Raw genomic sequence first — 25,793 nt, 5'->3', positions numbered from 1 at the left:
CCAGAATATACTTTTCGCACTTGAATTTTTGTCTGTGTTGCCACTCAATTCGCAATCCTCATGTATATCAATACACTCCGGTTGCTTCATTCTCGTGGCGCCTTGATAAAATTCCAATTGCTGTGAGTCTGCTTTGTTTTATATATCTAAATTATCAACTTCTAATGCATTCTGTTGAATGAAATCACGACGAGGTTCAACTTGATCACCCATTAAGGTAGTAAAGATTTGATCCGTCGCGACAGCGTCTTCAACCGTAACGCGTAATAAACGTCGTGTATTCGGATCCATCGTTGTTTCCCATAATTGATCAGGATTCATTTCTCCTAAACCTTTATAGCGTTGTATGGCTTGTCCTCGGCGTGCTTCAGCTAATAACCACTCATAGACTTCTTTAAAGTTTTTCACTGCTTGTTTTTTGGTATCACGTTGTACATAAGCACCTGGCCCAATTAGGCCATGTAGTTGCTTGGTCATATCGAATAAACACTGATATTCAAGAGTCTTAAAGAACTCGTAAGAGATTTTGTAGGTCGTTTCTAAACCATGTGTGCTAATCGTTATTTCAGGTAAAAATACATGCCGTTCAGTGTTTTCATAAATTGATATTTGGTAGCGAATAGCTTCATTATTGGTAGTGTGTTGCAATTGAGTTTGCCAGTTTTTGGTCCATTCGAGCATTTTAGCAGAATCTGTTAATTCCTCAGGAGATAAAGGGGGAAGATCAAAAATGGCTTGTAAAGCTTCCATTGGATAGCGCCGCGACAAATGTTGAATCATCATTTGCGCTTTCCGGTAATCCATGACTAATTTTTCTAAACCAATACCTTGTATAGAAAATCCTTCGGTATGAGGATAAAGGGCTGCATCGTGCAATGCGGTTTGTGTTAGATAAGCTTGTAGTGCAGCTTCGTCTTTTAAGTATTGCTCTTGCTTACCTTTTTTAATTTTATATAAGGGCGGTTGAGCAATATAAATAGTCCCACGTTGCAGCAGTTCTGGCATTTGACGATAGAAAAATGTCAATAATAAAGTACGAATATGCGAACCATCGACATCTGCATCGGTCATGATGATAATGCGATGATAACGGAGTTTATCTGGATTATATTCTTCTTTACCTATGCCGCATCCCAGCGCAGTGATTAATGTGCCCACTGCTTCTGAGGATAACATTTTGTCAAAGCGGGCTTTTTCTACGTTAAGAATTTTACCTGTAAGAGGTAAAATAGCTTGATAACGTCGATTGCGCCCTTGTTTAGCAGAGCCGCCTGCTGAGTCTCCTTCAACAATAAATAATTCACAAAGAGCAGGATCGGTTTCTTGGCAATCTGCTAATTTTCCAGGTAAGTCAGCAATATCTAATGCGGTTTTGCGTCGTGTCATTTCACGTGCTTTACGCGCTGCTTCACGCGCCCGTGCTGCATCGATGATCTTCATCATGATGGCGCGCGCATCGTGTGGTGTTTCTAATAAAAATTCTTCGAGCTTTTCTGAGGTTAGGGCTTCAACAATTCCCTTAACTTCGGAAGAAACTAATTTATCTTTAGTTTGTGAAGAGAATTTAGGATCCGGAACTTTAACCGATAAAACAGCGGTTAGGCCTTCACGTGTGTCATCGCCCGTGGTGGCGATTTTTAACTTTTTGCTAGTCGCTTCACGATCGATATAAGTGTTTAAGGTTCGAGTTAAGGCAGCACGAAAACCAGCCAGATGGGTTCCTCCATCACGCTGAGAAATATTGTTGGTAAAACATAGGATATTTTCTTGAAAGCTATCATTCCATTGCAAAGCCACTTCGACAGTGATTTCATCGCGTTCAGCAGTAAAATAAAAAGGCTGCTTGTGAATCAAAGTTTTGTTTTGATTGAGGTACTCGACAAACGCCTTGATTCCTCCTACATATTTAAGTTGAGTTTCTTCGTTGCTCCTTTCATCGATAAGATTAATCGCTACACCAGAATTTAAAAAGGATAACTCACGCAGACGCTTTAACAGGATATCGTAATGGAATTCATTGTTATGTTGAAAAATGAGCTTGCTGGGGTAAAAGCGAATTTCAGTCCCTCTTTCTTGCGTTTCTCCAGTGGCTTGTAATGGTGCAGCTGGCTCTCCTAGCAAATAGGTTTGCTCATAAACCTTATTATTACGTCGGATAGTGAGCTGCAATTTTTCTGATAAGGCGTTAACCACGGAAACACCCACACCATGCAAGCCGCCTGAGACTTTATACGAATTACTGTCAAATTTACCGCCAGCATGTAAGACGGTCATGATGACTTCGGCAGCCGATCGGCCTTCTTCACTGTGGATATCAACCGGAATACCACGGCCATTATCTTTAACGGTGACTGAGTCATCGCTATGCAGCGTAATGTCAATCTGAGTGCAATAGCCTGCTAAGGATTCGTCTATGGAGTTGTCCACGACTTCAAAGACCATATGGTGCAGACCGGTTCCATCATCTGTATCACCGATATACATACCAGGACGTTTACGGACTGCATCCAGACCTTTTAAGACTTTTATGTTTGAAGAGTCATACTTCGGCATACCTAGTCCACCCTGTTGGCTAGCATTATCCTTAAGGCCTAGTTCTGGCTCAAGAGAGCGTTCGGTGTGTGGAGCGATAGGCTCACACTCCGTTATGGATGGGTTTTTTCCCGCCAAAATCTCATTTTTAATCGACATACGTGATAAGGGTTTAAAACTGAAAATTATACCATAAATCGCCCCTTAAATTCGAATATTAATAAGAAAATACAAAGGTTTAAAGCAACCAAAATCGGCTGTGGTCTTTCTAGCCTTAAATGTTAATAGGAATTTTTGTACTAGATTTTAAAAAGCGTAAAGTCCAGAATATAGATAATCATAGAGATTGATCGACTTAAAATGATTGTAAATTGTTTGGTAAATTACTAGTAAATTATCAGTAATTTATTGACACAAAAATCACTTGCCGTGATACTCATCGCTTTTGCATTGAAGAGCCTCCGACATGAATAGCAATGCGCTACGCGACCTATTTCTTAACTATTTTAAAAGTCAGGGTCATACTATTGTTCCCTCCGCTTCCTTAATTCCAGTACATGATCCTAGTTTATTATTTACTAATGCCGGTATGGTGCCCTTTAAGGATGTTTTTTTAGGTCTAGAAACAAGACCTTATTCCCGGGCAGCGAGCATACAGCGTTGTATGCGTGCCGGTGGTAAACATAATGACCTTGAAAATGTGGGTTATACCGCTAGGCATCATACTTTTTTCGAGATGCTAGGAAATTTCAGTTTCGGTGATTATTTTAAACGCGAGGCTATCCACTATAGTTGGAAGTTTTTGACCGAGGAGTTAAATCTTCCTCCAGAAAAGCTATGGGTTACAGTATTTACCGAGGACGATGAAGCAGCAGCGATTTGGTTAAATGAGATTAAGGTCGATCCCAAACGATTTTCTCGTTGTGGGAAACAGGATAATTTTTGGGCTATGGGCGATACTGGCCCTTGTGGACCATGTTCTGAAATCTTCTACGACCATGGACCTAGCATCCCTGGAGGGCCTCCGGGTACACCCAGCGCGGATGGTGATAGATATGTTGAAATCTGGAATTTAGTCTTTATGCAATTTCAGCGTTCCTTAGATGGAGCGCTAACGCCTTTGCCAAAACCCTCAGTTGATACGGGTATGGGTTTAGAGCGGCTCGCGGCTGTTATGCAGGGAGTAACGAATAATTATGATACCGATCTGTTTCAACCTTTAATTAGGGCAGTTGCTAAAGAAGCATCAATAACTGATTTGACGAATACTTCTTTACGCGTCATCGCTGATCATATTCGTGCTTGTGCTTTCTTAGTCAGTGATGGTGTTCATCCGGGCAATGAAGGGCGTTCTTATGTGTTACGGCGAATTATTCGCCGAGCTATTCGACATGGTCATAAAATAGGTTTAGACCGACCTTTTTTTTACCGACTGGTTAAACCTTTAGCGGTGCAAATGTTGCAAGCCTATCCACAGTTAGCAAAAAAACAAAAATCTATTGAAAAAGTACTGCTCCATGAAGAGCAGCAATTTGCTCGTACTTTAACCCAAGGGCTAAAACTATTTGAACAAGAATTGACCAAGTTGCAAGATAAAAACCAATTTCCAGGTTCAGCGGCTTTTCGTCTCTATGACACCTATGGATTTCCCGTTGATCTTACGGCGGATGTGGCCAGAGAACATGGTTTAACGGTGGATATTGCAGGTTTTAATAAGGAAATGGATCATCAAAGAAGTCAGTCTAAGTCAGCAAGCCATTTTGCTGCAGCACCGAGTTTACAATTGACTGAAAAAAACGCTACTGAATTTGTGGGTTATAAGGCATTAAAATCAGCGGCTGTTCCTATTGTGGATATATTTGATGGCAAACAATCTATAGAAGAATTATCTATGGACGAAGAAGGTTTTGTTATCTTAGCTAAAACTCCCTTTTATGCGGAGGGCGGTGGGCAAATAGGTGATACGGGATATTTAGTTAATGCAACGAGTCGTTTTTTAGTGACTGAAACATTTAAACAAGGAACATTAATTCTCCATAAAGGTAAGTTAATTAAAGGTCATTTAAAAAAGGGTGATAAATTGAAGGCAGAAGTCGATGCGGAAAAACGTCGCGCTGTTACCTTGAATCATTCTGCAACCCATCTATTGCATGCAGCATTGCGAGAGATTTTAGGAGAGCATGTAATGCAGAAAGGTTCTTTGGTAGAACCAGAACGTTTACGTTTCGATTTTTCACATCCCAACCCATTAAATATAGAGCAACTAAAGTTAATCGAAGATCGCGTTAACCAACAAATTCGAGCTAATTTGCCTGTTATTACTGAAGTGATGTCGACTGAAGATGCAAAGAATGCAGGTGCGATAGCGATGTTTGGGGAAAAATATGGGGATAAAGTACGCGTGTTAGTGATGGGTTCCTTTTCCAAGGAATTGTGTGGAGGTACACATGTTGCGCGTACCGGTGATATTGGCTTATTTAAAATAACTGCAGAAATAGGTATTTCCTCAGGAATACGTCGCATACAAGCCGTGACTGGACAATATGCTTTAGATTGGATTGCCGTCTTAGAAGAGCAAACTAACCAGCTTGCCAAGCTTTTTAAAAGCTCTAGAGATAATTTACTAGAAAAAGCGCGTTTGGATATGGAAGCTAAACAATCCTTGCAAAAACAGATCGCTGCTTTACAACAATCCATAGTCGTTATGATGGGAGAAGAGCTTATTTCTCAGGCAATCGACATACAAGGAATTAAATTATTAACCAGTGAAATTAACGGGATTGATATAGCGGGGTTACGTCATTTACTGGACCAACTTAAAAACAAATTAAAATCTGCGGTAATTGTTTTGGCGAGTATCGAGCTACAGCGCGTCCAATTAGTGGTTGGAGTTACCAAGGATCTAACCGAAAAAATAAAGGCTGGCGAATTGGCCAATAATATCGCATTAGAAATTGGAGGTAGTGGCGGGGGCCGGCCGGATTTTGCTCAAGCAGGGGGAGACAAACCCGAAGCCTTAGATGCGGCTTTAAAAAATGTAAAACATTGGGTTGAGACCCGCTTAAATGGCAACTATGCTTAGAATTGAATAATTAATCAATAGATCATGACAATGGCTTTAATTGTACAAAAATTTGGCGGCAGCTCAGTTGGAAGTATCGATAAAATTCAACAAGTTGCAAATAAAATTATTGAAACCCGCGCACAGGGGCATCAATTGGTGGTCGTTGTTTCAGCGATGGAAGGTGAAACTAATCGCTTAATTTCTTTAGCTAAAATATTGAATGAAGAACCTGACTCTAGGGAGTATGATTTACTGTTAGCAACTGGGGAGCAGGCGGCTACGGCCTTATTGGCAATGGCTTTACTGGCGCGAGGGTGCCCGGCCCGATCTTATAACAGTTTTCATGTTCCCATTTACACGGATAGCCACCATAAAAAGGCGCGCATCTTAGGCATCAAAGAAGAAGTATTACGGAGTGATATTGGCGAGGGTCGAGTGCCTATTGTTGCTGGCTTCCAAGGAATCTCAGATTCAGGGGATATGACTACTCTAGGACGAGGTGGTTCTGATACCACAGCTGCCGCTTTAGCCGCTGTTTTAAAAGCCGATGAATGCCAGATCTATACAGATGTGGACGGCATATACACCGCCGACCCTCGTCTTGTTCCCAAGGCTAGGCGTTTGGATCAAATTGGTTTCACCGAAATGACAGAGTTTGCTCGTGCCGGTGCGAAAGTTGTACAACATCGAGCCGTGGAGTTAGCGAGTAAATATCGTATTCCTTTACGTGTTTTATCAAGCTCTAAAAGTGGTCGAGGGACCTTAATCCAAGCCGACCAAGAAGAGTCAGCGGTAGAAGGGGCAAAAATCACCGGCGTGACTGCTAGTCATCACGAGGCAAAGTTGACCATCCATGCATTAACAGCCGAAAAAGAAGCCATGACACACTTTTTTTCCTTGTTGAATGATGCACGTATTGAAATTGATATGCTAACCCAACAACAAATCTCTCCAAAACAAATGGATATAACCTTTACGTTAGCAAGAGCAGATTACCATCAAGCAGAACAATTACTCCAAACCTTAGTAAAGCAGAAATTCGCGCTATCCATTGTCGGCGATAACAAGCTGGCAAAGCTTTCTGTGGTTGGGACAGGTTTGCATTCCCACCCAGGTATCATTCATACCTTGTTTCAAGCAATGGAATCCGCAGGCATCAATGTTATTTTAACTTTATCCTCGGCGTTAAGGGTCTCTCTGATGGTCAGTGATGCTCAGATAGTGCGAGGCGTTCAGATTTTGCATCATGTTTTTGGCTTAGGCGAAGAATAATTAGCTTTGCTAGCTCTTTTTTGCGGAACTTTACGTACTTTTAAATAGTATTAAGTTTTCCTTAAGGTTTTGTTAGTAGACTAATTTCGCAAAATGTCTGTATGTGAATTTTTATATCTTTTTTTGTTAATAAATAGAAATTGATTAGGTGTTGCATATGGTCGATTAATGAGTCAACTAAAGGAGAATCATAAAGATGCTTATTTTGACACGGCGTATTGCAGAAACACTTATTATTGGTGACGATGTTACAGTGACTGTACTGGGCATTAAAGGACATCAAGTAAGATTAGGTATTAACGCACCTAAAGAAGTTTCTGTTCATCGAGAAGAAATTTATCAGCGAATTCAACAAGAAAAACAAAAACAGGAAGGACATTCTGACGAAGAGGATTTGGAAGACAACGAAGTTTAAGCAACTATTTTATAAAGCTTAAGGTAGTGCTATACTCGCCAACCTCAGCGTCGGAGAGGTGGCCGAGAGGCTGAAGGCGCTCCCCTGCTAAGGGAGTATGGCGTAAAAACCATCGAGGGTTCGAATCCCTCTCTCTCCGCCATGTCCTTTTTATTTAGGATTGAATTGGCTTAGTTAAAAAGCTGATTTGTTTATTTTGTTGCTTGTTCTTAGTAAATCTAGTCATTTAATTCGGTTTAGGTTTTTTCACTGCAACCACGTTCCAGATATCCCATTGCTTTTTAGCACCGATTGAGTCAACCGCATATTCTTCGTTCTCATGAATATATAAACTTTAAACTTTGTAAACAAATTATAGAAATGATCGCGATAACACACATCATAAATAAACGCTAATAACACTAAGCTTTTTAAGTGAAGGCTAGCTGGATGAAGCATAAACTGATAGAATGCTCAGCTCTTTGGAATTGCGCCCGTAGCTCAGCTGGATAGAGTACCAGGCTACGAACTTGGTGGTCGGGAGTTCGAATCTCTCCGGGCGCACCAGTAAAATCTTATCAATCAATTCTTATAATTTCCCCAAATAAATTGACCTTCCTACCGCTAAAGAACTTTTACCGGTTATAAAATCTTTTTTAAAGATAACGGTCAAAAAATATTCAGTTTAAAGTTTCAGATCAATAAATATGTGCTAGATATATAATGAAAGGATTTTTAACTTTAAATAAAGGAAGGCTTAAATGGCAAGGCCTATTTGGAAAGGATATATCACATTTGGTTTAGTCAATATACCCGTTATTTTATACCCAGCCGAAAAAAAATTTGATATACAATTTAAGTTAATTGATAGTCGTGATAAAGCTAGAATTCGTTATATGCGTATCAATGAACATACTGGCGAAGAAGTGCCTTGGACGGATATTGCGAAAGGCTACGAATATGATGATAACAATTACTTGGTGTTAAAACAGTCTGATATTAAAGCTATTTCAGGCGAACATTCCAAGACCATTGATATTGTTACTTTTGTTAATAAAAATAGTATTAATACCATGGATTTCGAAAAACCTTATTATTTAGTTCCGGACAAGAAAGGTGAAAAAGCTTATGTTTTGTTGCGTGAAATTTTAAAGGATACTAAAAAAGTCGGCATTTCTAAAGTTATCATTCATACCCGTGAATATTTAGCAGCACTTATGCCCTATGAAAGTGCGCTTGTGCTAAACCTACTTAGATACCACCAAGAACTTCGAAAAATATCGGATTTCGAATTTCCTTCGACCAATGTAAAAGCCCATAAAATTTCGGCCAAAGAAATAGAGATTGCCAAACAGCTGGTAAATGGTATGACTACCAAATGGGACCCTAAGGACTACCATGATGTATTTAGAGAAACCTTAGCCAAATGGGTAGAAGCTAAGATTCACCATAAAAAAGTTTCTGCCAAGAAAATTAAAACTAATCTTAAAAAAAGTAATGTCATTGATTTTGTGGATTTATTGAAAAAAAGTTTAGAGAAAAATAAGCAGAAAGCATCAAAAAAACGTGGGTAGTTGCTATGTCTTTACGAAAATACCGTAAAAAAAGGGATTTTAAGCGTAGTGCTGAACCCTATGGCAGTATTAAAAAAAATAAACAATTAATTTATATTATTCAAAAACATGCGGCCAGTCATTTGCATTATGATCTACGTTTGGAATTAAATGGTGTTTTAAAAAGCTGGGCTATACCCAAAGGCCCTAGTTTAGATAATTCTATTAAGCGCTTAGCAGTACATGTAGAAGATCATCCCCTTGAATATGCGAAATTTGAAGGAATAATTCCAAAAGGTGAATATGGTGGTGGCACGGTGATGCTTTGGGATACCGGCACTTGGGTATGCGAAACAGCGGACGCTAATTCTGCTTACAAAAAAGGACATTTAAGTTTTATTCTAAAAGGAAAAAAATTAAAAGGCGCTTGGAACTTGGTGCAAATTAAAAATAACCCCAAAAATTGGTTATTTATTAAGGTAAAAGATAAATTTGCGCGATCAGAAAAACAGTATGATGTTACGCAAGCCAAACCTAATAGTGTGATTAGCAGATGTTCCTTGCAAGGGATAGCAAAAAAATTTCAAGCGGATATATCCGATAAACCTAAAATTATTAAAACTTCTAAAAATACTAGTCCAAGCAAAGCTAGAAAAAAACCTATGCCTAATTCGATGCAACCCGAATTAGCGACTTTGGTCGAAAAACCACCTACTGGAGATGAATGGCTCCATGAAATAAAATTTGATGGTTATCGTCTATTTTGTTTTATAAAAGATAAAAAAATAAAGTTTTTGACTCGTAATCAAAAAGACTGGACAGAAAAATTTAAAGAATTACAGTTAGAAGTTCAAAAGTTAAATCTGAAATCGGCTATTTTAGATGGAGAAGTCATAGCAGTAGATAAAAAACATAGGTCAGATTTTCAATTATTATCCAATTCTATTAACACCAAAGAAAAGTCAATATTACTCTATGCTATTTTTGATTTAATATATTATCAAGGTAAGGATTTGCGGCTTTGTGCTTTGCAAGATCGCAAAAATTTATTAAGAAAACTAATTCCTTTAAATAATAATAAGCTGATATTTAGTAGTGATATCGAAGGAAATAACGGTAATATTTTCCTCAAAAAAGCATGTAAAAAAGGTTTGGAAGGTATTGTATCTAAAAACAAGCTTAGTCCGTATGTATCAGGAAGGAATCGAAATTGGCTCAAGATTAAATGTAACAAGCGGCAAGAGTTTTTAGTCGTAGGATTTACACCAGGAAAGGGAAATCGACATTATTTTGCTTCCTTAGTATTAGCGGTGCATGGCAAGAGTCATCAATTGCTTTATTGTGGCAAAGTTGGAACTGGATTTAATGAAAGTTCTTTAAAAAACATTAACAAACTTCTTAATAAATATAAAACTAGTAAAGCTCCTTTTAAGGAGATACCTGCTGCAATAGGGGAAGTGTCCTGGATTACACCAAAAATTATCGTGGAAGTGGAATTTACCGAATGGACACGCGCAGGCGTACTACGGCATCCTAGTTTTAAAGGACTACGCAACGATAAACGTCTTGAAGAAATTACTAAGGAGTAGTTTAAAAAATGCGTAAATCGAATGAGAAAAAATTATCTAGCAGAAATGGCAGGAATTTAGCAAGTTTTCATTTATCTCACCCCGGTAAATTATTATATCCCGAAGTAAATATTACTAAATTAGATTTGGCAAATTACTATAATAGGGTTGCAAAATGGATATTACCTCACATTTTAAAACGCCCATTAACGTTGCTACGTTGTCCCAACGGTCAAAACAAAAAATGTTTTTATCAAAGACATTTAACGACAGAAACGGAAAATTTGTATGCTATAACTTTGCCGGATAAAACCGATAAACCGGAACCGTATCTTTATATTAAGGATGAGCAGGGTTTAATGGCGCTTATACAATTAGGCGTTTTAGAAATTCATCCCTGGGCTAGTAAAATTGATAAGATAGAGAAGCCAGATTTTATTACATTCGATCTTGATCCAGGATTGCAAATCGAATGGAAAAGGGTTATTGAAGCTGCTTTTTTCGTCAAAGATCATTTGCAGAAGCTTAACCTGAAAAGTTTTGTTAAAACAACCGGTAGTAAAGGGCTGCATGTCGTAGTGCCAATACAAAGGCTTTACAGTTGGGATAAAGTAAAAGTATTTACGCAGTCGTTTGTAAAGTATTTATCTATACAGCATCCACAATTCATTGTTGCTAATATGAATAAGACGAAGCGTAAAGGGAAAATTTTTGTGGATTATTTGCGAAATCAACGCGGTGCTAGCAGTATTGCCCCTTATTCAACACGGATCAAGGAAAATGCTGCCGTAGCAACACCCTTGTCATGGAATGAATTAAACGTTCGAATTAAGTCTGATAGTTTCACAGTAAAAAATTTGCCTCAGCGATTAGCTAAACTCAAACACGACCCTTGGGCGGATTTTTATCAATTAAAGCAAAAATTAAGCTTACCAGTGGTATAATTTAGGCCAATAAAGCAATGTTGGGGGTTTTAATGGCCGACAAATTTATCGAACCTTTTACTAAAACAGTACAGTATTATCTAAAATATCGACCTTCCTATCCGAAACAAGTATTAGATTTGCTGGTTAACGAATGTGGCTTAAACAAGAATAGTGTGATTGCCGATATAGGTTCCGGTACAGGATTACTTGCTAAATTATTTCTTGATGTTGGGAATACAGTGTATGGTGTTGAACCTAACCAAGCCATGAGAGAGGCTGGAGAGGTTTATTTAGCACAATATTCTCAGTTTCATTCAATTTCCGGCACAGCAGAAGCGACTCACCTAGAGAATGCTAGTATGGATTTTATAACGGCTGGCACCGCTTTTCATTGGTTTGATGTGGAAAAAACCAAGCGAGAATTTAAGCGGATTGCCAAGCCCAAAGCCTGGGTTGTTTTGGTCTGGAATGTTCGAGATACCCAATCTCCTCTCATATGTGCCTATGAAAGCTTATTACTAGAGTATGGTAAAGATTATGCTGATTCGAATGCCAAAAAATTGGATAAAGTTGCAATGGATACTTTTTTTAGTGATCAAACTATAAAAACAGCATCACTTAGAAATGTTCAGCAATTTGATTGGGAAGGATTTAAAGGCAGGTTACTATCGATGTCATTTATCCCCGGATCTGAGGATGCAAGGTATAAAACTATGATTGAAGAATTAAATCAGATTTTTTTACGTTATGAAAAAAATGGATTCATCGAATTTTTATATAAAACGAATCTGTATTATTCGCATATCTAAGCTTGCATGTTAACGCTGCCGCCTTTGTCACTTTATATACATTTTCCCTGGTGTATACGAAAATGTCCTTATTGTGATTTTAACTCACATACTTTATTAACAGAGTTACCAGAAAAAAATTATATCGACGCATTGATTGTAGATTTAGAGCAAGATCTTCAGAAACTGCCCGTTCGTCCTATTACCAGTATTTTTATGGGTGGAGGCACTCCTAGTTTATTTTCACCCGATATGCTTAGCTACTTGTTAGTTGAGCTAGCAAAGCGTATAGAATTTTCTAAATCGACTGAAATTACCTTAGAAGCAAATCCAGGAACGGTGGAATATCAGCGTTTTTATGGTTACCGTGAAGCAGGTATTAATCGACTTTCCTTGGGCGTTCAAAGTTTTTCTAATGAAAAATTAAAGATTCTTGGCCGCATCCACAATGGAGATGAAGCGATTAAAGCCGTAGCAGCCGCTAAAAAAGCGGGGTTTAGTAATATTAATCTCGATCTCATGCATGGTTTACCACAGCAGAGTAGCATAGAAGGTCTGCAAGATTTGCAGATTGCATTTTCTTTGGAACCCACACATATTTCTTGGTATCAACTCACTATTGAACCGAATACTGAGTTTTATCTAAGACCTCCGCAATTACCCATGGAAGAAACTATGGGTGAATTACAAGAGCGTGGTGAAGAAATTTTTAGACAAAAAGCATATAAGCACTATGAAATTTCTGCTTTCAGTAAAGACGGATACAATTGTATGCACAATCGTAATTATTGGCAGTTCGGTGATTATATAGGCATCGGTGCGGGTGCGCATAGTAAACTAACTGATAACAAAAAAAGGACTATTAGGCGTGCTTGGAAGCAAAAAAATCCAAAAGCTTATTTAACACAAAAGAATCAATTTTTAGCAGAAGAAAAATTTATTTCAGTGGGAGAATTACCTTTTGAATTTATGTTAAATGCGTTAAGACTTTATCAAAAGATCTCAGCGGAATTATTTCAGCAACGAACAGGATTATCTTTTTCAAGTATTCAGCCTATATTACACAAAGCGCAGCAACAAGGTTTGGTTACCTATGATGATTTTGCTATGGAAACGACAGAGTTTGGTAAACGCTTTTATAATAATTTACTTGCCATGTTTATGGCAGATTAAAGTTCTCAAAAATTATAATCTCAAAAAAACCAGATCCCAGATAGCATGACCTAATTGTTGACCTCGTTTTTCAAATTTAGTCATTGGTCTGGCCGGTGGTCGGGGAGTAAATTGGTTTTTTTCAGCGGTGTTTTTCCATTGAGATGTATTTTCCATTACTTTCAACATATGTTGGGCATAATCTTGCCAATCCGTGGCCAGATGTAATTTTCCGTTTAAGTTAAGCTTTTCATGTAATAAATCGATAAATTTTGCTTGCACCAAGCGTCGTTTGTGGTGCCGAGTTTTCGGCCAAGGATCGGGAAAAAATATTTGTACTAAATCTAAACTATGGTTAGGAATGGAGCGAGCTAAAATCTCTGATGCATCTGCATAAATAACTTTAATATTGTTCAGTTTAAATTTTTCGATTTGTGTTAAGAGGAAAGCGATTCCTGGCCGATGGACTTCTATCCCTAAATAATTATTTTCTGGATGTTGTTGCGCCTGTTGCAATAAACTATCACCCATACCAAACCCAATTTCTAATATAGTATATGCATCCCGTTCGAATAAGATTTTAAAATCTATAGGTGTTGATAAGGTGTTTTGTTCCGATAAAGCCGCAAAAGCTAGCTGTTGACACTTACTTAATTTTTTTTGACGATGCACAAAGCTGCGTATCGGTCTAAGAAATTGGTTCATTAGAAAATAAGATTATGAGTGTAACAATAAAGATAATTCTTTTACTAAACAATCGATACCCGTCGCTACTTCTTTAATTGAACGAGCTAACATATAGGCCGGTGTGCTAACTAATTTATGGACTTTATCCACGACACAATCTGTGGCCGCGCATGGAATATGCCGAGCACCTAGTTTTTCTAAAATCTCTGCGGTGGCTTTATCATTTCCTATGGTTATTTGGATACCGGCTGGATAAAGCTTCGGCGCTAAAACCGGTGCAATACAAATAAAGCCGGCGGGCTTTTTTGCTTCTACCATGGCCTTTGCAAATTTAAAAACGTCTGTTTGTATGGAGTAGTTTTCTTTGCTTAAACCAAAATTACATAAATTTAGCGCGGCGCCGAAACCACCTGGAAAGATCATTGCGGTATACTCATCAGCATTGGCTAAGGCAATGTCTTTAATTTTACCACGCCCAATACGAGCGGATTCCTCCAGTACATTTCTTTTAGCATGTTCTTGGGTTTTACCATCGGCCATATTGACCACGCGGGATTGAGGTATATTAGGAGCCAAACATTGATAAGGTAATTCAGCACGATCTAAGGCTAATAAGGTAAGTACAGACTCGTGAATTTCACTTCCGTCTAAGGCACCACATCCCGATAGAATTACCGCGATATTTTGTTTTTGCATTGCTTTTCCTCTCTAGAACCGTTATAAATTTGGCCTATTATTATAGCAATAGGCTATTTTCTCAACCCCTATCCAAAATAGGCAGTGGAAAAAAAAGATGTCGATCATTCAAACTAAATCCAGTAAAGGAAGCTGGTACTTTGATTTAGGCTTACTGGTAGTGGGTATTGCTTTAGTCTTTGGCTTATTTTTAGGGACTAGGCCATTGAGTGTACCAGATGAAGGGAGATATGCTGAGATTCCACGAGAAATGTTGGTGCTACATGATTTTGTAACGCCTCATCTGAATGGGATCAAATATTTTGAAAAGCCCCCTTTATTTTATTGGCTACAAGCGGGGTCGATTAAGGTTTTTAATCCATTGGTTAATCAAACAGGACAAATATTCTTTAAGGACAAAAAAAATCAATATTTGGCGCCTATCAGCGAATGGGCAGTACGTTTACCTAACGCTATCCTGGCATTATTAGGTTGCTTATTAGTTTATGCATCAGGTCGAATTCTTTTTGAAAGACGAGCTGGATTATTAAGTGCCATTATTCTTGCTTCCAGTCTGCTATATTTTGCATTAGCACGGATGGTAACACTCGATATGACCTTATCGATCTGTTTATCTGGAAGCTTGTTAACTTTCTTAGTTGCATCCAATCAGTCACCAAGTTTAGGGCGTCGGTGTTTATTTTATAGTGCTTATCTATTTGCCGGCCTAGCAGTTCTCACAAAGGGGCTGATCGGTATAGTATTTCCTACTATGATTATTGGGCTTTGGATATTATTATCTAATCAATGGCGTTTGTTGAAGCAATGTTATCTTGCTAGTGGGGTTTTGTTATTTTTATTAATGGTTTTGCCTTGGCATATTTTAGTTCAATCTAGAAATCCTGAATTTTTCCAATTCTATTTTATAGATCAGCAATTCCTGCGTTATTCCACTTTGATAGCACAGCGTTACCAACCCAATTGGTTTTTTATTCCAATTTTTATTGCCGGGTTTTTACCTTGGGTATGTTTTTTACCTCAAGCGATAGTGAATCACTTTCCTAGAAATTGGCAACAATTCAAAGAAAAAAATAATTATATTTTTCTTTTACTCTGGGTAGGGATAATTTTTCTTTTCTTTTCCTTTTCACATTCCAAATTAATTCCGTATATTTTACCGATTTTTCCTGCTTTGGCTTTATTAACTGGCCATTATCTTTCTACTCACTGGCAGCGAAGCTGGGATATTAAATGGGGGTATATAGCGGTACCTTTGGTATGGTTAGGTTTAGGAAGTATAGGTATATTATATATAGCTTACGATGCGACTATTACGCTATCTCCGTCTGCCAGACTTTTTTTGATAACCGCTTATAGTGTTTTTCTTTTAAATAGCATAATCGCGAGTTGCTTTGCTATGCGGAAAAAATCCAAAATGGCATTTGCAACTTTGGCAATAGGAAGTGTGATTAGCTTCTGGATTGTTTCTATGGGTATTCCTCAGCTCGATACACGTTCGATAAAGCCTTTAGTTGTTGCTCTTAAGCCTTTAATAAAGCCAGGCGATAAAGTAGTGGCATACCATGATTATTATCAAGATTTGCCTTTTTATTTAAATCAACGGGTATTTACAGTCAATGTCGGTGGAGAATTAACTTTTGGTATGCAACATCAAGATACTAGCCATTGGATGTTACAGGAAGCTAATTTCTGGCCTGACTGGAATAGTTCAAGGCGTATTTATATGATAGCTAGTAAAGAAGCATACCAGCAGATTAATCAACAAAAGAAATATCTCATTTATTTGCTAGCAAAGACACCGCAAGATGTTTTATTAAGCAATCACCCTATAGAGAAAAATAAAATAAAAAATATTTTTGATTAAAAGAGGATTAGTGAAATGAATAAGCCCTATATCAGTGTGGTTATCCCAGTTTATAATGAGTCTGAAAACTTGGAACAGCTCTATCAGCGCTTGATTTCGAGCTTAGACAAGTTAGGTAAGCCTTATGAGGTTATTTTAGTTAATGATGGTAGTCAAGATGACTCCTATGAACGACTTAATGAATTACAAAGAAGGCGACCAGAGCAAATTCGCATTGTTCATTTTAATGGTAATTTCGGTCAACATATGGCATTGATGGCTGGTTTGGAGCGCGTCAGAGGAGAAATTATTATTACTTTAGATGCTGACCTACAAAATCCACCAGAGGAAATTTCTCATTTGGTAAAATTCATTGAAGAAGGTCATGATTATGTAGGAGGTATCCGAAAAAATCGCCAAGATACTTTTTTTCGACGCTATGCATCTATACTTAATAATTGGTTGCGCTATAAGATGACTAAGATTCGTTTGACTGATCAAGGCTGTATGTTGAGAGCCTATCGACGTTCACTCGTCGATTTAATGATAGCCAGCAAGGAAACTTCTTTATTCATTCCCGCACAAGCCTATAAACTTTCTATATCCCCCACCGAAATTGAAGTTGGGCATGATGCTCGTAAAGGTGGTCAGTCCAAATATAACCTTTATCGGTTATTACGTTTGAATTTTGATTGGATGACTAGTTTTACCTTATTACCCTTGCAGATTTTTACTATGTTAGGATTGTTTATTTCAATCTTAAGTAGCTTTTTTGTTATATATTTGTTTTTACGCCGGATTATTATTGGACCCGAAGCGGAAGGCGTGTTTACGTTATTTGCGATAGTTTTTTTCTTAATGGGAATAATGTTAATGGGTTTAGGGATTATGGGTGAATATATTGGGCGTATTTATCAAGAAGTACGTCATCGTCCCCGTTATGTTATTAGGAAAATTATTGATGATACGAATGAAGCATAAAATAAAAATTGCATTTTTAAAAAACACATCTAAGTTAAGTAGTAAAATATGAGTTTAAAAGTATTAATTCTAGGCATCAATGGTTTTATTGGCAGCAGCCTACTGGAGCATTGTTTAGCAAAAACAGACTGGCAGTTGATAGGCTTGGATTTAAGTGAAAACAAAATTAATGATTTTCTTAAACATCCACGGCTTACCTTTAAAAAAGGCGACATGAATCGGGAAATGGGTTGGATAGAACAACAAATTCAACAGTGTGATGTAGTCTTACCTTTGGTAGCTATTGCAACGCCGGCAAGCTATGTAAACAATCCCTTAGGTATTTTTGAGCTGGATTTTGAAGCCAATTTAAAAATTATTCGTTTATGTGTTAAACATGAAAAACGTATTGTTTTTCCTTCCACTTCTGAAGTCTATGGTATGTGTACGGATGAAGCGTTTGATGAAGAGACCAGTAATTTTGTATTAGGACCTATCAATAAACCTCGTTGGATATACTCCTGTAGTAAACAACTTTTAGATAGAGTAATTCATGCTTATGGCTTAAAAAATGAATTACGTTATACACTCTTTAGACCGTTTAATTGGTTAGGTCCTAAACTGGATGATCCACATAACCCGAGGCCAGGGAGTTCGCGGGTGGTGAGTCAATTTATCGGCAATATATTACGTGGCGAAGCCATACAATTGGTTAATGGCGGACAACAACGACGTAGCTTTATTGATATCGATGATGGGATGGCTTGCTTATTAAAAATAATCGCAAATGAAAATGGATGCGCTGAGCAAGCTATTTTTAATATTGGTAATCCAGCCAACGATATTTCTATTCGTGAATTGGCTGAATTATTATTAGAGTTAATTAAAACTTATCCCCGTTATGAAAGCTATGCGGAAAAAGTCCAATTACAAACAATAAATTCAGATAATTATTACGGAAAAGGTTATCAAGATGTAGAACGTCGCATGCCATCAATTAAACGGGCTCAACAACAGCTGGCTTGGCAGCCATATATAGATATGAAAACTAGCTTGAAGAAGATTTTAGATTTTTATCTATTGCCGTAATTCGATTAAGTACGGCATTTAGAAAATTATTGTCTAACTCTGTTTTTGTTTTTAAACACCAAAGTCTGGCATCAACAAAACCTACGCATTTTACTGCATCTTTTTCGGTCATTATAACAATAGCATCATCGCCATAATTAAAATCGCGCGGTTTAAATAGATAATGATCGGGAAAGGGATGCTCAATGATTTTAAGTCCCAGTTTGCGTAATGTTCTAAAAAATTGATCGGGATTGCCGATTCCAGCTACGGCATATATTTTCTTTCCAAGAAAAAAATCTGCTGATTGTTTATTTTTAGTTTGAATAAGCTGATAAAAATAGTCAGGAATTAAGGAAAGTTTAAATTCATTGGCATGAGCTGTTCCTTTGCTAATAACAAAATCAACGGAATTTAAGCGTGAAACAGGTTCGCGCAATGGACCTGCAGGTAAACAAAAATTATTTCCAAAACGTCTTTCGCCATCGACAACAACAATTTCTATGTTTCTACCTAAACTTAAATGTTGTAGACCATCATCACTGATAATAATATTGCAATTCGAACGCTTTAATAAACTTTTAGCACCGCGACTACGATTAGGATCGATGATAGTTGGACATGCAGTATGCCGAGCAATTAATATAGGTTCATCACCCACTTCACGGGCATTACTGTTTTGATGGACTAAACAAGGAAAATGCTGCGTGTTTCCCCCATAGCCGCGACTGATAATGCCTGGTCGCCAGCCTTTTTCTTTTAAAAATCGAGCTAATGCGATAACAACCGGTGTTTTACCCGTGCCTCCCACAGTAATATTTCCAACGACGACGACCGGTACTGAAAGAAAGTTTACCTTTAAAAGGTGCAACTGATAAAGCTTGCGACGTAAAACAATAAAACCGCCGTAAACCAATGATAATGGCCAAATTAAATAAGCCAAAAAATTTTTTTTCTGCCAAATTTTTAACATTATTTTTTTGGGATTAATGACGTAATGCTGCGTTTTTTCTTAAATAATTTATAATGCCGAATCAGGGGAGTTAACAGATTAATGAGCAGAATAGCAGCGGTTGAGAGATAGGCTATCCATAAATAGAAACGATAATCTTTCATTGTAACTTCCTGTTATTCTATCTGTTGTAGCATAACATAATCTGGAGCAGCTTGCTTATAATCATTATCAATAATTTTTAATTCGCGGCGATTTGCTGTAATGGTGGCTTGAATTACTTGATAAGTTTTATTTAATGCTAAGCTGAAAGCCGCTAAAGCATTTTTGGTTAATAATAAATGGCCTAAATACAGCGCCGAAAAAAGATCCCCGGCACCATTGATAGCTGCTGGAGTGTTTGGAACAGAAATTGTAGCGATCCATTGCCCTTGTTTGCTTGAAAGAAAAGCGGTGGGTTCTTCAAAATTAAATTTATTTTTTTCTTTTAAATTTAAGCTGGTCACAATGACAATAAGTATTCCTTGATTATGAAAAAAATGCACTGCATGTTTTAAATCATCTAAAGTATTAATTTTTTTCCCGTATAAATATTCCGCTTCAAAATGGTTAGGTGTGATGATGCTGGCCATAGTTAAACTTTGATTGCGAAAGAAATCTGGAATATCGGGTTTAACAAAACACGCTTTACCATTCGGAGTAGCCATGACAGGATCGCACAGGTAAATGAGTTTAGGATTTGCTTGTCGAAATTGTTGTACTGTTTCAAGGATAACTTGCCCAATTTCTTTATCCCCAATATATCCAGATAAAATTGCATCACATTGCCTTGCTAGATCTAAGGAGATTAAACCCTGTATGACGGCGCGTACCTGCTCAGCGGTGGAAATATCACCTTGCCAGTGACCATAGCCGGTATGATTAGAAAATTGTACGGTATTGACTGGCCATACTTCAAAACCCAAAGCTTGTAAGGGAAAGGTAGCGGCTTTATTCCCAACATAGCCATAACTGACATGGGATTGTATCGATAAAATATTCATTTGACCTCTTAGCAAAAGCCTAGACGTTTTTTTATCGGCTTGCAAAAAATGGCGCCCCAGGCCGGATTCGAACCGGCGACCTGTCCCTTAGGAGGGGACTGCGCTATCCACCTGTGCCACCGGGGCTTGAACGAAGCGTATTATACGCTGACTTTTTTATATTCGTTTCTACTACGTTTAATTCAATTCACCAAACTCTTGTTAGCATTAATATTTTTGTAGAATACCATTTTGATAAGGAGTGCAAAATTTGACTAATAATGCCATAATTCCCCGATAAATGAATTATAAGGTTTAGCGCGCTATGCATATTGAGAAGAAACATTTTACCTCCCACCATTGGTATCCTTGGTTAGTTATTGCCTTAGCGGCGGCTTTTTTATTTTATAAATATATATTGCAAGTTTCTCCTAGCATCATGACTGAAGATCTAATGCGTGTGTTCCAAATACAAGGAACCGGTTTAGGTAATTTAACGGCTAGTTTCTTTTATTCTTTTTTGTTAGCCCAACTTTTTGTTGGCGTTTTATTAGATCGTTATAGTCCCCGCTTGTTAACTACGATTGCTATCCTTTTATGTGCTATAGGCATTTATATTTTTTCTAAAGCAGATAGTTTAAGTGTCGCCACTTGGTCTAGAGCATTGATGGGTGTTGGTGCGGCTTTTGCTACCGTCAGTTATATGAAGATGACTAGCCTATGGTTTAAACCCAATCAATTTGCTTTTGTTGGCGGCTTATTGGCGACTGCAGCTATGTTGGGTGCTGTTGCAGGTCAGGTACCCTTGTCTTTCGCTGTTAGTACGTTCGGTTGGCGACAAAGCTTATATCTGTGTGCAGTGAGCGGATTAATTTTAGCCGGGTTATTTTATTTTATCGTGCGTGATAAGCCGACTGGAGTATCAAGTGAAACAGGAGTAGTAGAAAAATTTTCATTTCATGATGTATGGATGGTCTTGAATAATAAGCAAAATTGGTTAATCACACTGTATAGTGGATTGGCTTTTGCACCGATTGATGGTTTTGCAGGTCTTTGGTGTATTCCATTTTTAAAAGAAACCTATCAGGTTTCGCATACACAAGCCGCAGGGTTGGCTTCTTTAATTTTTCTAGGTATAGCGTTTGGTAGTCCTCTATTAGGCTTATGGTCGGATCGAATAAATAAACGTCTTCCAGTGATGTTGATTAATGCTTTTGTAGCCTTGGTTACCATTACAATGATTATTTATGTAAATCACTTACCGCTTTGGTTATTGGGAACTTTATTATTTATCTTTGGATTTAGTACCGGTGCATTTATGCTAGGTTTTGCTTTGGGTAGAGAATTAAATAAAATAACCGTTGCCGCAACCATAATCGCCTTAATCAATACCGGCGATATTATCTTTAGTGCGTTGACGCAACCATTGATAGGAAAATTATTAGATGCACATTGGCAGGGTAAATTGATCGCAGGTGTGCATTATTTTTCGGCCACAGAATATCGTCATGCGTTAAGTATCTTGCCCATCTATATTTTATTGGCCCTAATATTGTTATTTTTTATTCGCGAATCGAATTTACAGCAGTTAGATGTTTAAACTACGGTCTTGTTTTATGGGCCAGCAGGATTAAGTTGATCGATAACCTTGGTTTTATAGTCGGATTGCATAATCGGCAAATTGCGAAAATCCTCTAAAACCTTCATGCAAGGAATAGATTGTTTCTTTCTCTCAGCCATTTGTGCTTCTTGGCTAATACGCTGATAAACCAGAGCGGCGGCCGCTTGTTCGGAAGGATCATTAGACAACTTGTTAATTGCTTCAGTAACTCTAGCGGAAAAATCGCCTAGATTCTGGCCGCAAGCCTGTGCGATACCGGCGATTGCGCCCGCTTGTCTCGCAAACTCTATCGCCTTGCTTTGTGGGTTGCTGAGAGAGGATGGAGAAGTGCTATTAGCAGCAGGGGGAGCTTCGGCGAGTACACTAGTGCTCAACCCTAATAGCAGAATTAAACCGAATATTTTTTTTTGTGTTGTAAGCATATTATGTTCTAGTTAGTAGAATAGGGCAGTTCTAAAAAGTCTAATACTGGACCTTCAAGATTACCTAGTCTGATACTATGGGAAATAGCTTGAGTTTGCAAACAAACTAAGGCCTCATAACGATTATTCTGCTCTTTAGCAGACATAATAAGCGCGCCTTTTTCGGTTTTTTGATCACTGTCAAATATCGGGGTGCCTGGCAGAAAGGGGCTATTGGCTTCAAATCTCACTCTAAAAAGACGGCTCTTGGCTTTCCCTAAATAATGAGTGCGAGCGATGATTTCCTGCCCTATATAACAACCTTTGTTAAAGCTCACGCCGCCTATCTCCGGAAAATTCAGTTGATGAGGCGTAAATTGGCCACTGGTTTCAGGATAAATAGTCGGAATGCCAGCCATAATATCCAATAAGCGCCAATGATCGACACTTTCCTGCTCAAATTGACTATCGATAAAGCTGATAGAATCCAAAACTGGTGCAAGCAGGATAACCCGAGATGTGGGTCCCGAAATAGCTAAGCTTAGTTTGTGATCAGCTTTTGCAACGCCATTTTCTTTGGCTGTATATAATTCCTGTTCTTTGAGTAAATCTTTAATAGTAGGGCCATAAAGGCCGATTTTTTTGCCAATCGTTACTGACCTCGGTTAATACTACTTTCGAAAAAACCGCATATTTTTGTAAGGAGGCTAATAAAAGTGGCAGCGTACTGCTTTGCAATAAAAAATAATAGTCATGTTGATAAAAAAATAACCGAAAAATTGCAATTATTCGTCCCTTAACATCACAGTGTGCGCCTAATCGGCTTTCCTTGGTATTAACTTCTTCCAGATCGCAAGTCAATTGACCTTGTAAGAACGGCTTAGCGTCTTTGCCACTGATTCGAATGAGGCCAAGATCGACCAGATCAAAAGAGTTATTCTCACTCGTTATTTGTTCAAGCATAAAATCTAGCCTTATTCGTTAAATCAGCAATTATTCACTAGAATAAACTAACGATTATAAATTATTCCAAATATTTATATAAGCGACCTAAGCAGCTTTTATAGCTGACTAATTAGAAAAAACGCATAGAACAAAACCATAAAAGCTTAGGTCTCATTGGGGGAGGGATTATGCGTTGGTTTATTAAATGTTCAGTCGGAGTGTTGTTTTTTTTATTTCTTCAGGATGCAATGGGAGTCACTATTAACAATAACTTAGCTGTGACAGCAACCGTAGGTGGCGGAGCCAATTGCACATTTGGCTCAACAACCGATATGAAATTTCCTAATTATTATTCACTTGATTCTAATCCAGATTATGCTACTGGTACTGTAACATTAACTTGCTTACCGAGTTTAGCTTACGACATAGGCATTGATAAGGGCCAAGGTGCAGGCGCAACAGAAGACCATAGATTGTTAACTAAACAAGGAGGAAATCAACAATTAAATTACGGCCTTTTCCAAGATGGCGGTCATCAACATATGTATGGTACGGTAATAGGGCAAAACACTTTGCATCAAATAGCCACAGGGTCTACAGAGGTGATTACTATTTATGGAGAAATACCCGCTAATCAAGCGGTTGACGCAGGTACTTACTTGGATCGAGTGACTATTTTCGTAACATTTTAAAAGTAAAAATTGTATAAAAATGCATATTAGATTATTTTATATGCAATCATTCAGTTAATAAATATTAAAGTTCTTGACCCGTTCTTTAAAGCATTATATCTTCTTACCGTGCTATAGGATTTTTATTTGATAAGGAAATCGATTATGTTCAAAGCACAAAACATTTTTTTTGCGCTGTTCATTTTACTCATGACTCAGCCTGTATTCGCTGCGACAACGACCGCCAATTTACCGATCAATGCGACAGTGGCGGCGGCTTGTATCTTTGGCAATATCACGTCTGTGAACTTTGGTAATTATACCGGGGTTCAAAATGATGCGACTGGTAGCCTTGAAGTAAATTGTACGAATGGTACAACTTATAGCATTTCCTTAGGGCCGGGGACATTTGGCGGCGCAACAACCACTACTCGACAAATGACTGGTACACCTTCGGGATCACTTGCATACGCACTTTATCGGGACGCCGGACGTACACTAAATTGGGGAAATACAATACCAACCGACACGGTAGCGGGAACAGGTACTGGGGGAATTCAACCCTACACAGTCTATGGACGAATAGTAGCAGGATTAACACCCGTTGCCGGTAGTTATAATGATACTGTATTAATAACTATCACTTATTGATGTTTTTCTAAGACTTTAGCAAGTTTTTTATGGTGAAAATGGAAAGTATGCTGATGATGTGGATAATTCTGTTTAATATGATTAATATCAGTCTTATTGGAAGTTAGTTATTTATTGGTTCAATTTATATGCGTAAATGAAAAGAACAATAGTCTATTCATGAAATTCCGATCGGATATAGTCATTTTATAAAAAAAGGATTGTAAGGATTAGTTAAAATGAAAATAATACACTATATCGCTAGGCTTGGTATTTTAACTGTATTATTTATTTCAGATGTTAGTGCTAATGTTTTAGAAGTAACTCCAGTCCAGCTTTCCTTGTCTACTACACAAAGAATAGGTGTGGTTAAGGTTACCAATCGGAGCGATGAACGTAGTTTTTTACAATTAAGTTTACTTGACTGGCAACAGAGTCCTAAAGGTAAAGACATCTACAAAACCTCTCATGATATTTTGTTGACGCCGCCCTTATTTTTATTACCCGCACATAAAACCCAGATTATACGTTTTGCTTTAAGACATCCTACCTATAATACACTGCAAAAAGCCTATCGCGTGCATTTGAAAGAAGTGCAGCAACCGAGACAAAAGAAATTAGGCCAAACACTGTATTTTTTAATGGATATATCACTTCCTTTATTCGTTGAGCCACAAAAAATCCTTGAGAATGGAGTTTGGTCAAGCAAGGTTTTAGATGACCAGCATATCCAATTGAATTTATACAATGATGGAAATGTTTCTTTATTTGTAGATCAATGGCAACTGTTGTCGAATAATTCTCAAGGACCCATAATGAAAAAACAGTCGACTTTCACTTATGTCTTACCGCGCTGTTCTCATTCTTGGATAGTAAAAGGCGATTCTAATATTAATTATACGGATATTAAATCAAATATTAATGGACACAGTAAAAAATCGGCTTTGCATAGGCTTTAAATTTGTATTAATTGCATGTTTTATAACTTTCTCTTTAATCAGCGTAGAGAGTAACGCAAAGCTAGAAAAAGAATTTTTAACAAAACACG

Annotated in this window: 24 protein-coding genes and 3 tRNA genes; 17 read left to right on the top strand and 10 right to left on the bottom strand. The window is 37.8% G+C overall.

The window, feature by feature from the left end:
* Positions 1 to 138: 138 nt before the first annotated feature.
* Positions 139 to 2,553, bottom strand: coding sequence for a DNA topoisomerase (ATP-hydrolyzing) subunit B (gene gyrB, locus AAHH40_RS06425; protein WP_342220812.1), 2,415 nt, complete (start codon positions 2,551 to 2,553; stop codon positions 139 to 141).
* 445 nt (positions 2,554 to 2,998) lie between these two features.
* On the opposite strand from gyrB, the gene alaS reads away from it, so the two are divergent.
* From alaS to hemW, 10 genes are all read left to right on the top strand, one after another.
* A complete protein-coding gene (gene alaS, locus AAHH40_RS06420; protein ID WP_342219847.1) occupies positions 2,999 to 5,614 on the top strand; it encodes an alanine--tRNA ligase in 2,616 nt (871 codons plus the stop codon).
* A 24-nt stretch (positions 5,615 to 5,638) separates the two neighbouring features.
* A complete protein-coding gene (locus tag AAHH40_RS06415) occupies positions 5,639 to 6,868 on the top strand; it encodes an aspartate kinase (protein WP_342219846.1) in 1,230 nt (409 codons plus the stop codon).
* Positions 6,869 to 7,064: 196 nt separating this feature from the next.
* The gene (gene csrA / locus AAHH40_RS06410; protein ID WP_342147620.1) at positions 7,065 to 7,283 is read left to right on the top strand and encodes a carbon storage regulator CsrA; all 219 of its coding nucleotides are present in this window, start codon (positions 7,065 to 7,067) and stop codon (positions 7,281 to 7,283) included.
* 52 nt (positions 7,284 to 7,335) lie between these two features.
* Positions 7,336 to 7,425: transfer RNA gene (locus AAHH40_RS06405), tRNA-Ser, on the top strand.
* Positions 7,426 to 7,752: 327 nt separating this feature from the next.
* A tRNA-Arg gene (locus tag AAHH40_RS06400) sits at positions 7,753 to 7,829 on the top strand.
* Positions 7,830 to 8,023: 194 nt separating this feature from the next.
* Positions 8,024 to 8,836, top strand: coding sequence for a Ku protein (locus AAHH40_RS06395; protein WP_342219845.1), 813 nt, complete (start codon positions 8,024 to 8,026; stop codon positions 8,834 to 8,836).
* 5 nt (positions 8,837 to 8,841) lie between these two features.
* Complete coding sequence (gene ligD / locus AAHH40_RS06390) at positions 8,842 to 10,404, top strand: non-homologous end-joining DNA ligase (RefSeq protein WP_342219843.1); 1,563 nt, start codon at positions 8,842 to 8,844, stop codon at positions 10,402 to 10,404.
* Between the two features lie 8 nt (positions 10,405 to 10,412).
* The gene (ligD, locus tag AAHH40_RS06385; RefSeq protein ID WP_342219842.1) at positions 10,413 to 11,327 is read left to right on the top strand and encodes a non-homologous end-joining DNA ligase; all 915 of its coding nucleotides are present in this window, start codon (positions 10,413 to 10,415) and stop codon (positions 11,325 to 11,327) included.
* Positions 11,328 to 11,359: 32 nt separating this feature from the next.
* Positions 11,360 to 12,118 (top strand): class I SAM-dependent methyltransferase, encoded by a 759-nt coding sequence (locus AAHH40_RS06380; RefSeq protein WP_342219841.1) that lies wholly within the window; start codon positions 11,360 to 11,362, stop codon positions 12,116 to 12,118.
* Between the two features lie 15 nt (positions 12,119 to 12,133).
* The gene (hemW, locus tag AAHH40_RS06375) at positions 12,134 to 13,270 is read left to right on the top strand and encodes a radical SAM family heme chaperone HemW (RefSeq protein ID WP_342220811.1); all 1,137 of its coding nucleotides are present in this window, start codon (positions 12,134 to 12,136) and stop codon (positions 13,268 to 13,270) included.
* A 12-nt stretch (positions 13,271 to 13,282) separates the two neighbouring features.
* On the opposite strand, the gene trmB is transcribed toward hemW, so the two are convergent.
* Positions 13,283 to 13,954 carry a tRNA (guanosine(46)-N7)-methyltransferase TrmB gene (trmB, locus tag AAHH40_RS06370; protein ID WP_342219840.1) on the bottom strand — a complete coding sequence of 224 codons (672 nt, stop codon included), beginning with the start codon at positions 13,952 to 13,954 and terminating at the stop codon, positions 13,283 to 13,285.
* A 12-nt stretch (positions 13,955 to 13,966) separates the two neighbouring features.
* Entirely contained in the window at positions 13,967 to 14,632 is a 666-nt protein-coding gene (gene elbB, locus AAHH40_RS06365; RefSeq protein ID WP_342219839.1) for an isoprenoid biosynthesis glyoxalase ElbB, read from the bottom strand.
* 97 nt (positions 14,633 to 14,729) lie between these two features.
* On the opposite strand from elbB, the gene AAHH40_RS06360 reads away from it, so the two are divergent.
* The 3 genes from AAHH40_RS06360 to AAHH40_RS06350 are packed head-to-tail and all read left to right on the top strand — an operon-like array spanning position 14,730 to position 18,524.
* Positions 14,730 to 16,496, top strand: coding sequence for a glycosyltransferase family 39 protein (locus tag AAHH40_RS06360; protein ID WP_342219838.1), 1,767 nt, complete (start codon positions 14,730 to 14,732; stop codon positions 16,494 to 16,496).
* A 15-nt stretch (positions 16,497 to 16,511) separates the two neighbouring features.
* The gene (locus AAHH40_RS06355) at positions 16,512 to 17,456 is read left to right on the top strand and encodes a glycosyltransferase (RefSeq protein ID WP_342219837.1); all 945 of its coding nucleotides are present in this window, start codon (positions 16,512 to 16,514) and stop codon (positions 17,454 to 17,456) included.
* A 48-nt stretch (positions 17,457 to 17,504) separates the two neighbouring features.
* A complete protein-coding gene (locus AAHH40_RS06350) occupies positions 17,505 to 18,524 on the top strand; it encodes a bifunctional UDP-4-keto-pentose/UDP-xylose synthase (RefSeq protein WP_342219836.1) in 1,020 nt (339 codons plus the stop codon).
* Here the strand turns inward: AAHH40_RS06350 and lpxK are convergent.
* The 4 genes from lpxK to AAHH40_RS06330 all read right to left on the bottom strand — a co-directional run bounded on the left by lpxK (position 18,484) and on the right by AAHH40_RS06330 (position 20,624).
* Entirely contained in the window at positions 18,484 to 19,476 is a 993-nt protein-coding gene (lpxK, locus tag AAHH40_RS06345) for a tetraacyldisaccharide 4'-kinase (protein ID WP_342219835.1), read from the bottom strand. The genes AAHH40_RS06350 and lpxK overlap by 41 nt on opposite strands.
* Positions 19,476 to 19,619, bottom strand: a complete 144-nt coding sequence (ccmD, locus tag AAHH40_RS06340; protein ID WP_342219834.1) for a heme exporter protein CcmD — start codon at positions 19,617 to 19,619, stop codon at positions 19,476 to 19,478. The genes lpxK and ccmD overlap by 1 nt, the downstream gene beginning before the upstream one ends.
* 12 nt (positions 19,620 to 19,631) lie before the next feature.
* Positions 19,632 to 20,498, bottom strand: a complete 867-nt coding sequence (gene pdxY, locus AAHH40_RS06335; RefSeq protein ID WP_342219833.1) for a pyridoxal kinase PdxY — start codon at positions 20,496 to 20,498, stop codon at positions 19,632 to 19,634.
* A gap of 49 nt (positions 20,499 to 20,547) precedes the next feature.
* A tRNA-Arg gene (locus AAHH40_RS06330) sits at positions 20,548 to 20,624 on the bottom strand.
* 178 nt (positions 20,625 to 20,802) lie between these two features.
* On the opposite strand from AAHH40_RS06330, the gene AAHH40_RS06325 reads away from it, so the two are divergent.
* Entirely contained in the window at positions 20,803 to 22,077 is a 1,275-nt protein-coding gene (locus tag AAHH40_RS06325) for an MFS transporter (RefSeq protein ID WP_342219832.1), read from the top strand.
* Positions 22,078 to 22,091: 14 nt separating this feature from the next.
* Here AAHH40_RS06325 and AAHH40_RS06320 read toward each other — a convergent pair whose 3' ends face one another.
* The 3 genes from AAHH40_RS06320 to AAHH40_RS06310 form a co-directional block, all read right to left on the bottom strand.
* Entirely contained in the window at positions 22,092 to 22,520 is a 429-nt protein-coding gene (locus tag AAHH40_RS06320; RefSeq protein ID WP_342219831.1) for a hypothetical protein, read from the bottom strand.
* 8 nt (positions 22,521 to 22,528) lie between these two features.
* Positions 22,529 to 22,990, bottom strand: coding sequence for a tRNA-modifying protein YgfZ (locus AAHH40_RS06315; RefSeq protein WP_342219830.1), 462 nt, complete (start codon positions 22,988 to 22,990; stop codon positions 22,529 to 22,531).
* A 121-nt stretch (positions 22,991 to 23,111) separates the two neighbouring features.
* On the bottom strand, positions 23,112 to 23,462 hold the full coding sequence (locus AAHH40_RS06310) for a hypothetical protein (RefSeq protein WP_342219829.1): 351 nt from the start codon (positions 23,460 to 23,462) through the stop codon (positions 23,112 to 23,114).
* 170 nt (positions 23,463 to 23,632) lie between these two features.
* Between AAHH40_RS06310 and AAHH40_RS06305 the strand changes: the two genes are divergently transcribed.
* The 3 genes from AAHH40_RS06305 (at position 23,633) to AAHH40_RS06295 (ending at position 25,704) form a co-directional block, all read left to right on the top strand.
* Positions 23,633 to 24,136: a spore coat U domain-containing protein gene (locus AAHH40_RS06305; protein WP_342219828.1), complete on the top strand. Its 504-nt coding sequence runs from the start codon at positions 23,633 to 23,635 to the stop codon at positions 24,134 to 24,136.
* 126 nt (positions 24,137 to 24,262) lie between these two features.
* Positions 24,263 to 24,766, top strand: a complete 504-nt coding sequence (locus AAHH40_RS06300) for a spore coat U domain-containing protein (RefSeq protein ID WP_342219827.1) — start codon at positions 24,263 to 24,265, stop codon at positions 24,764 to 24,766.
* A gap of 218 nt (positions 24,767 to 24,984) precedes the next feature.
* Positions 24,985 to 25,704 carry a fimbria/pilus periplasmic chaperone gene (locus AAHH40_RS06295; protein ID WP_342219826.1) on the top strand — a complete coding sequence of 240 codons (720 nt, stop codon included), beginning with the start codon at positions 24,985 to 24,987 and terminating at the stop codon, positions 25,702 to 25,704.
* The last annotated feature ends 89 nt before the right edge of the window (positions 25,705 to 25,793 follow it).

Source organism: Rickettsiella endosymbiont of Miltochrista miniata (assembly GCF_964031245.1).
Lineage (GTDB): Bacteria > Pseudomonadota > Gammaproteobacteria > Diplorickettsiales > Diplorickettsiaceae > Aquirickettsiella.
The sequence above is the reverse complement of the archived record's forward strand: the minus strand, read 5'-3'. Positions and strand labels throughout refer to the sequence as shown.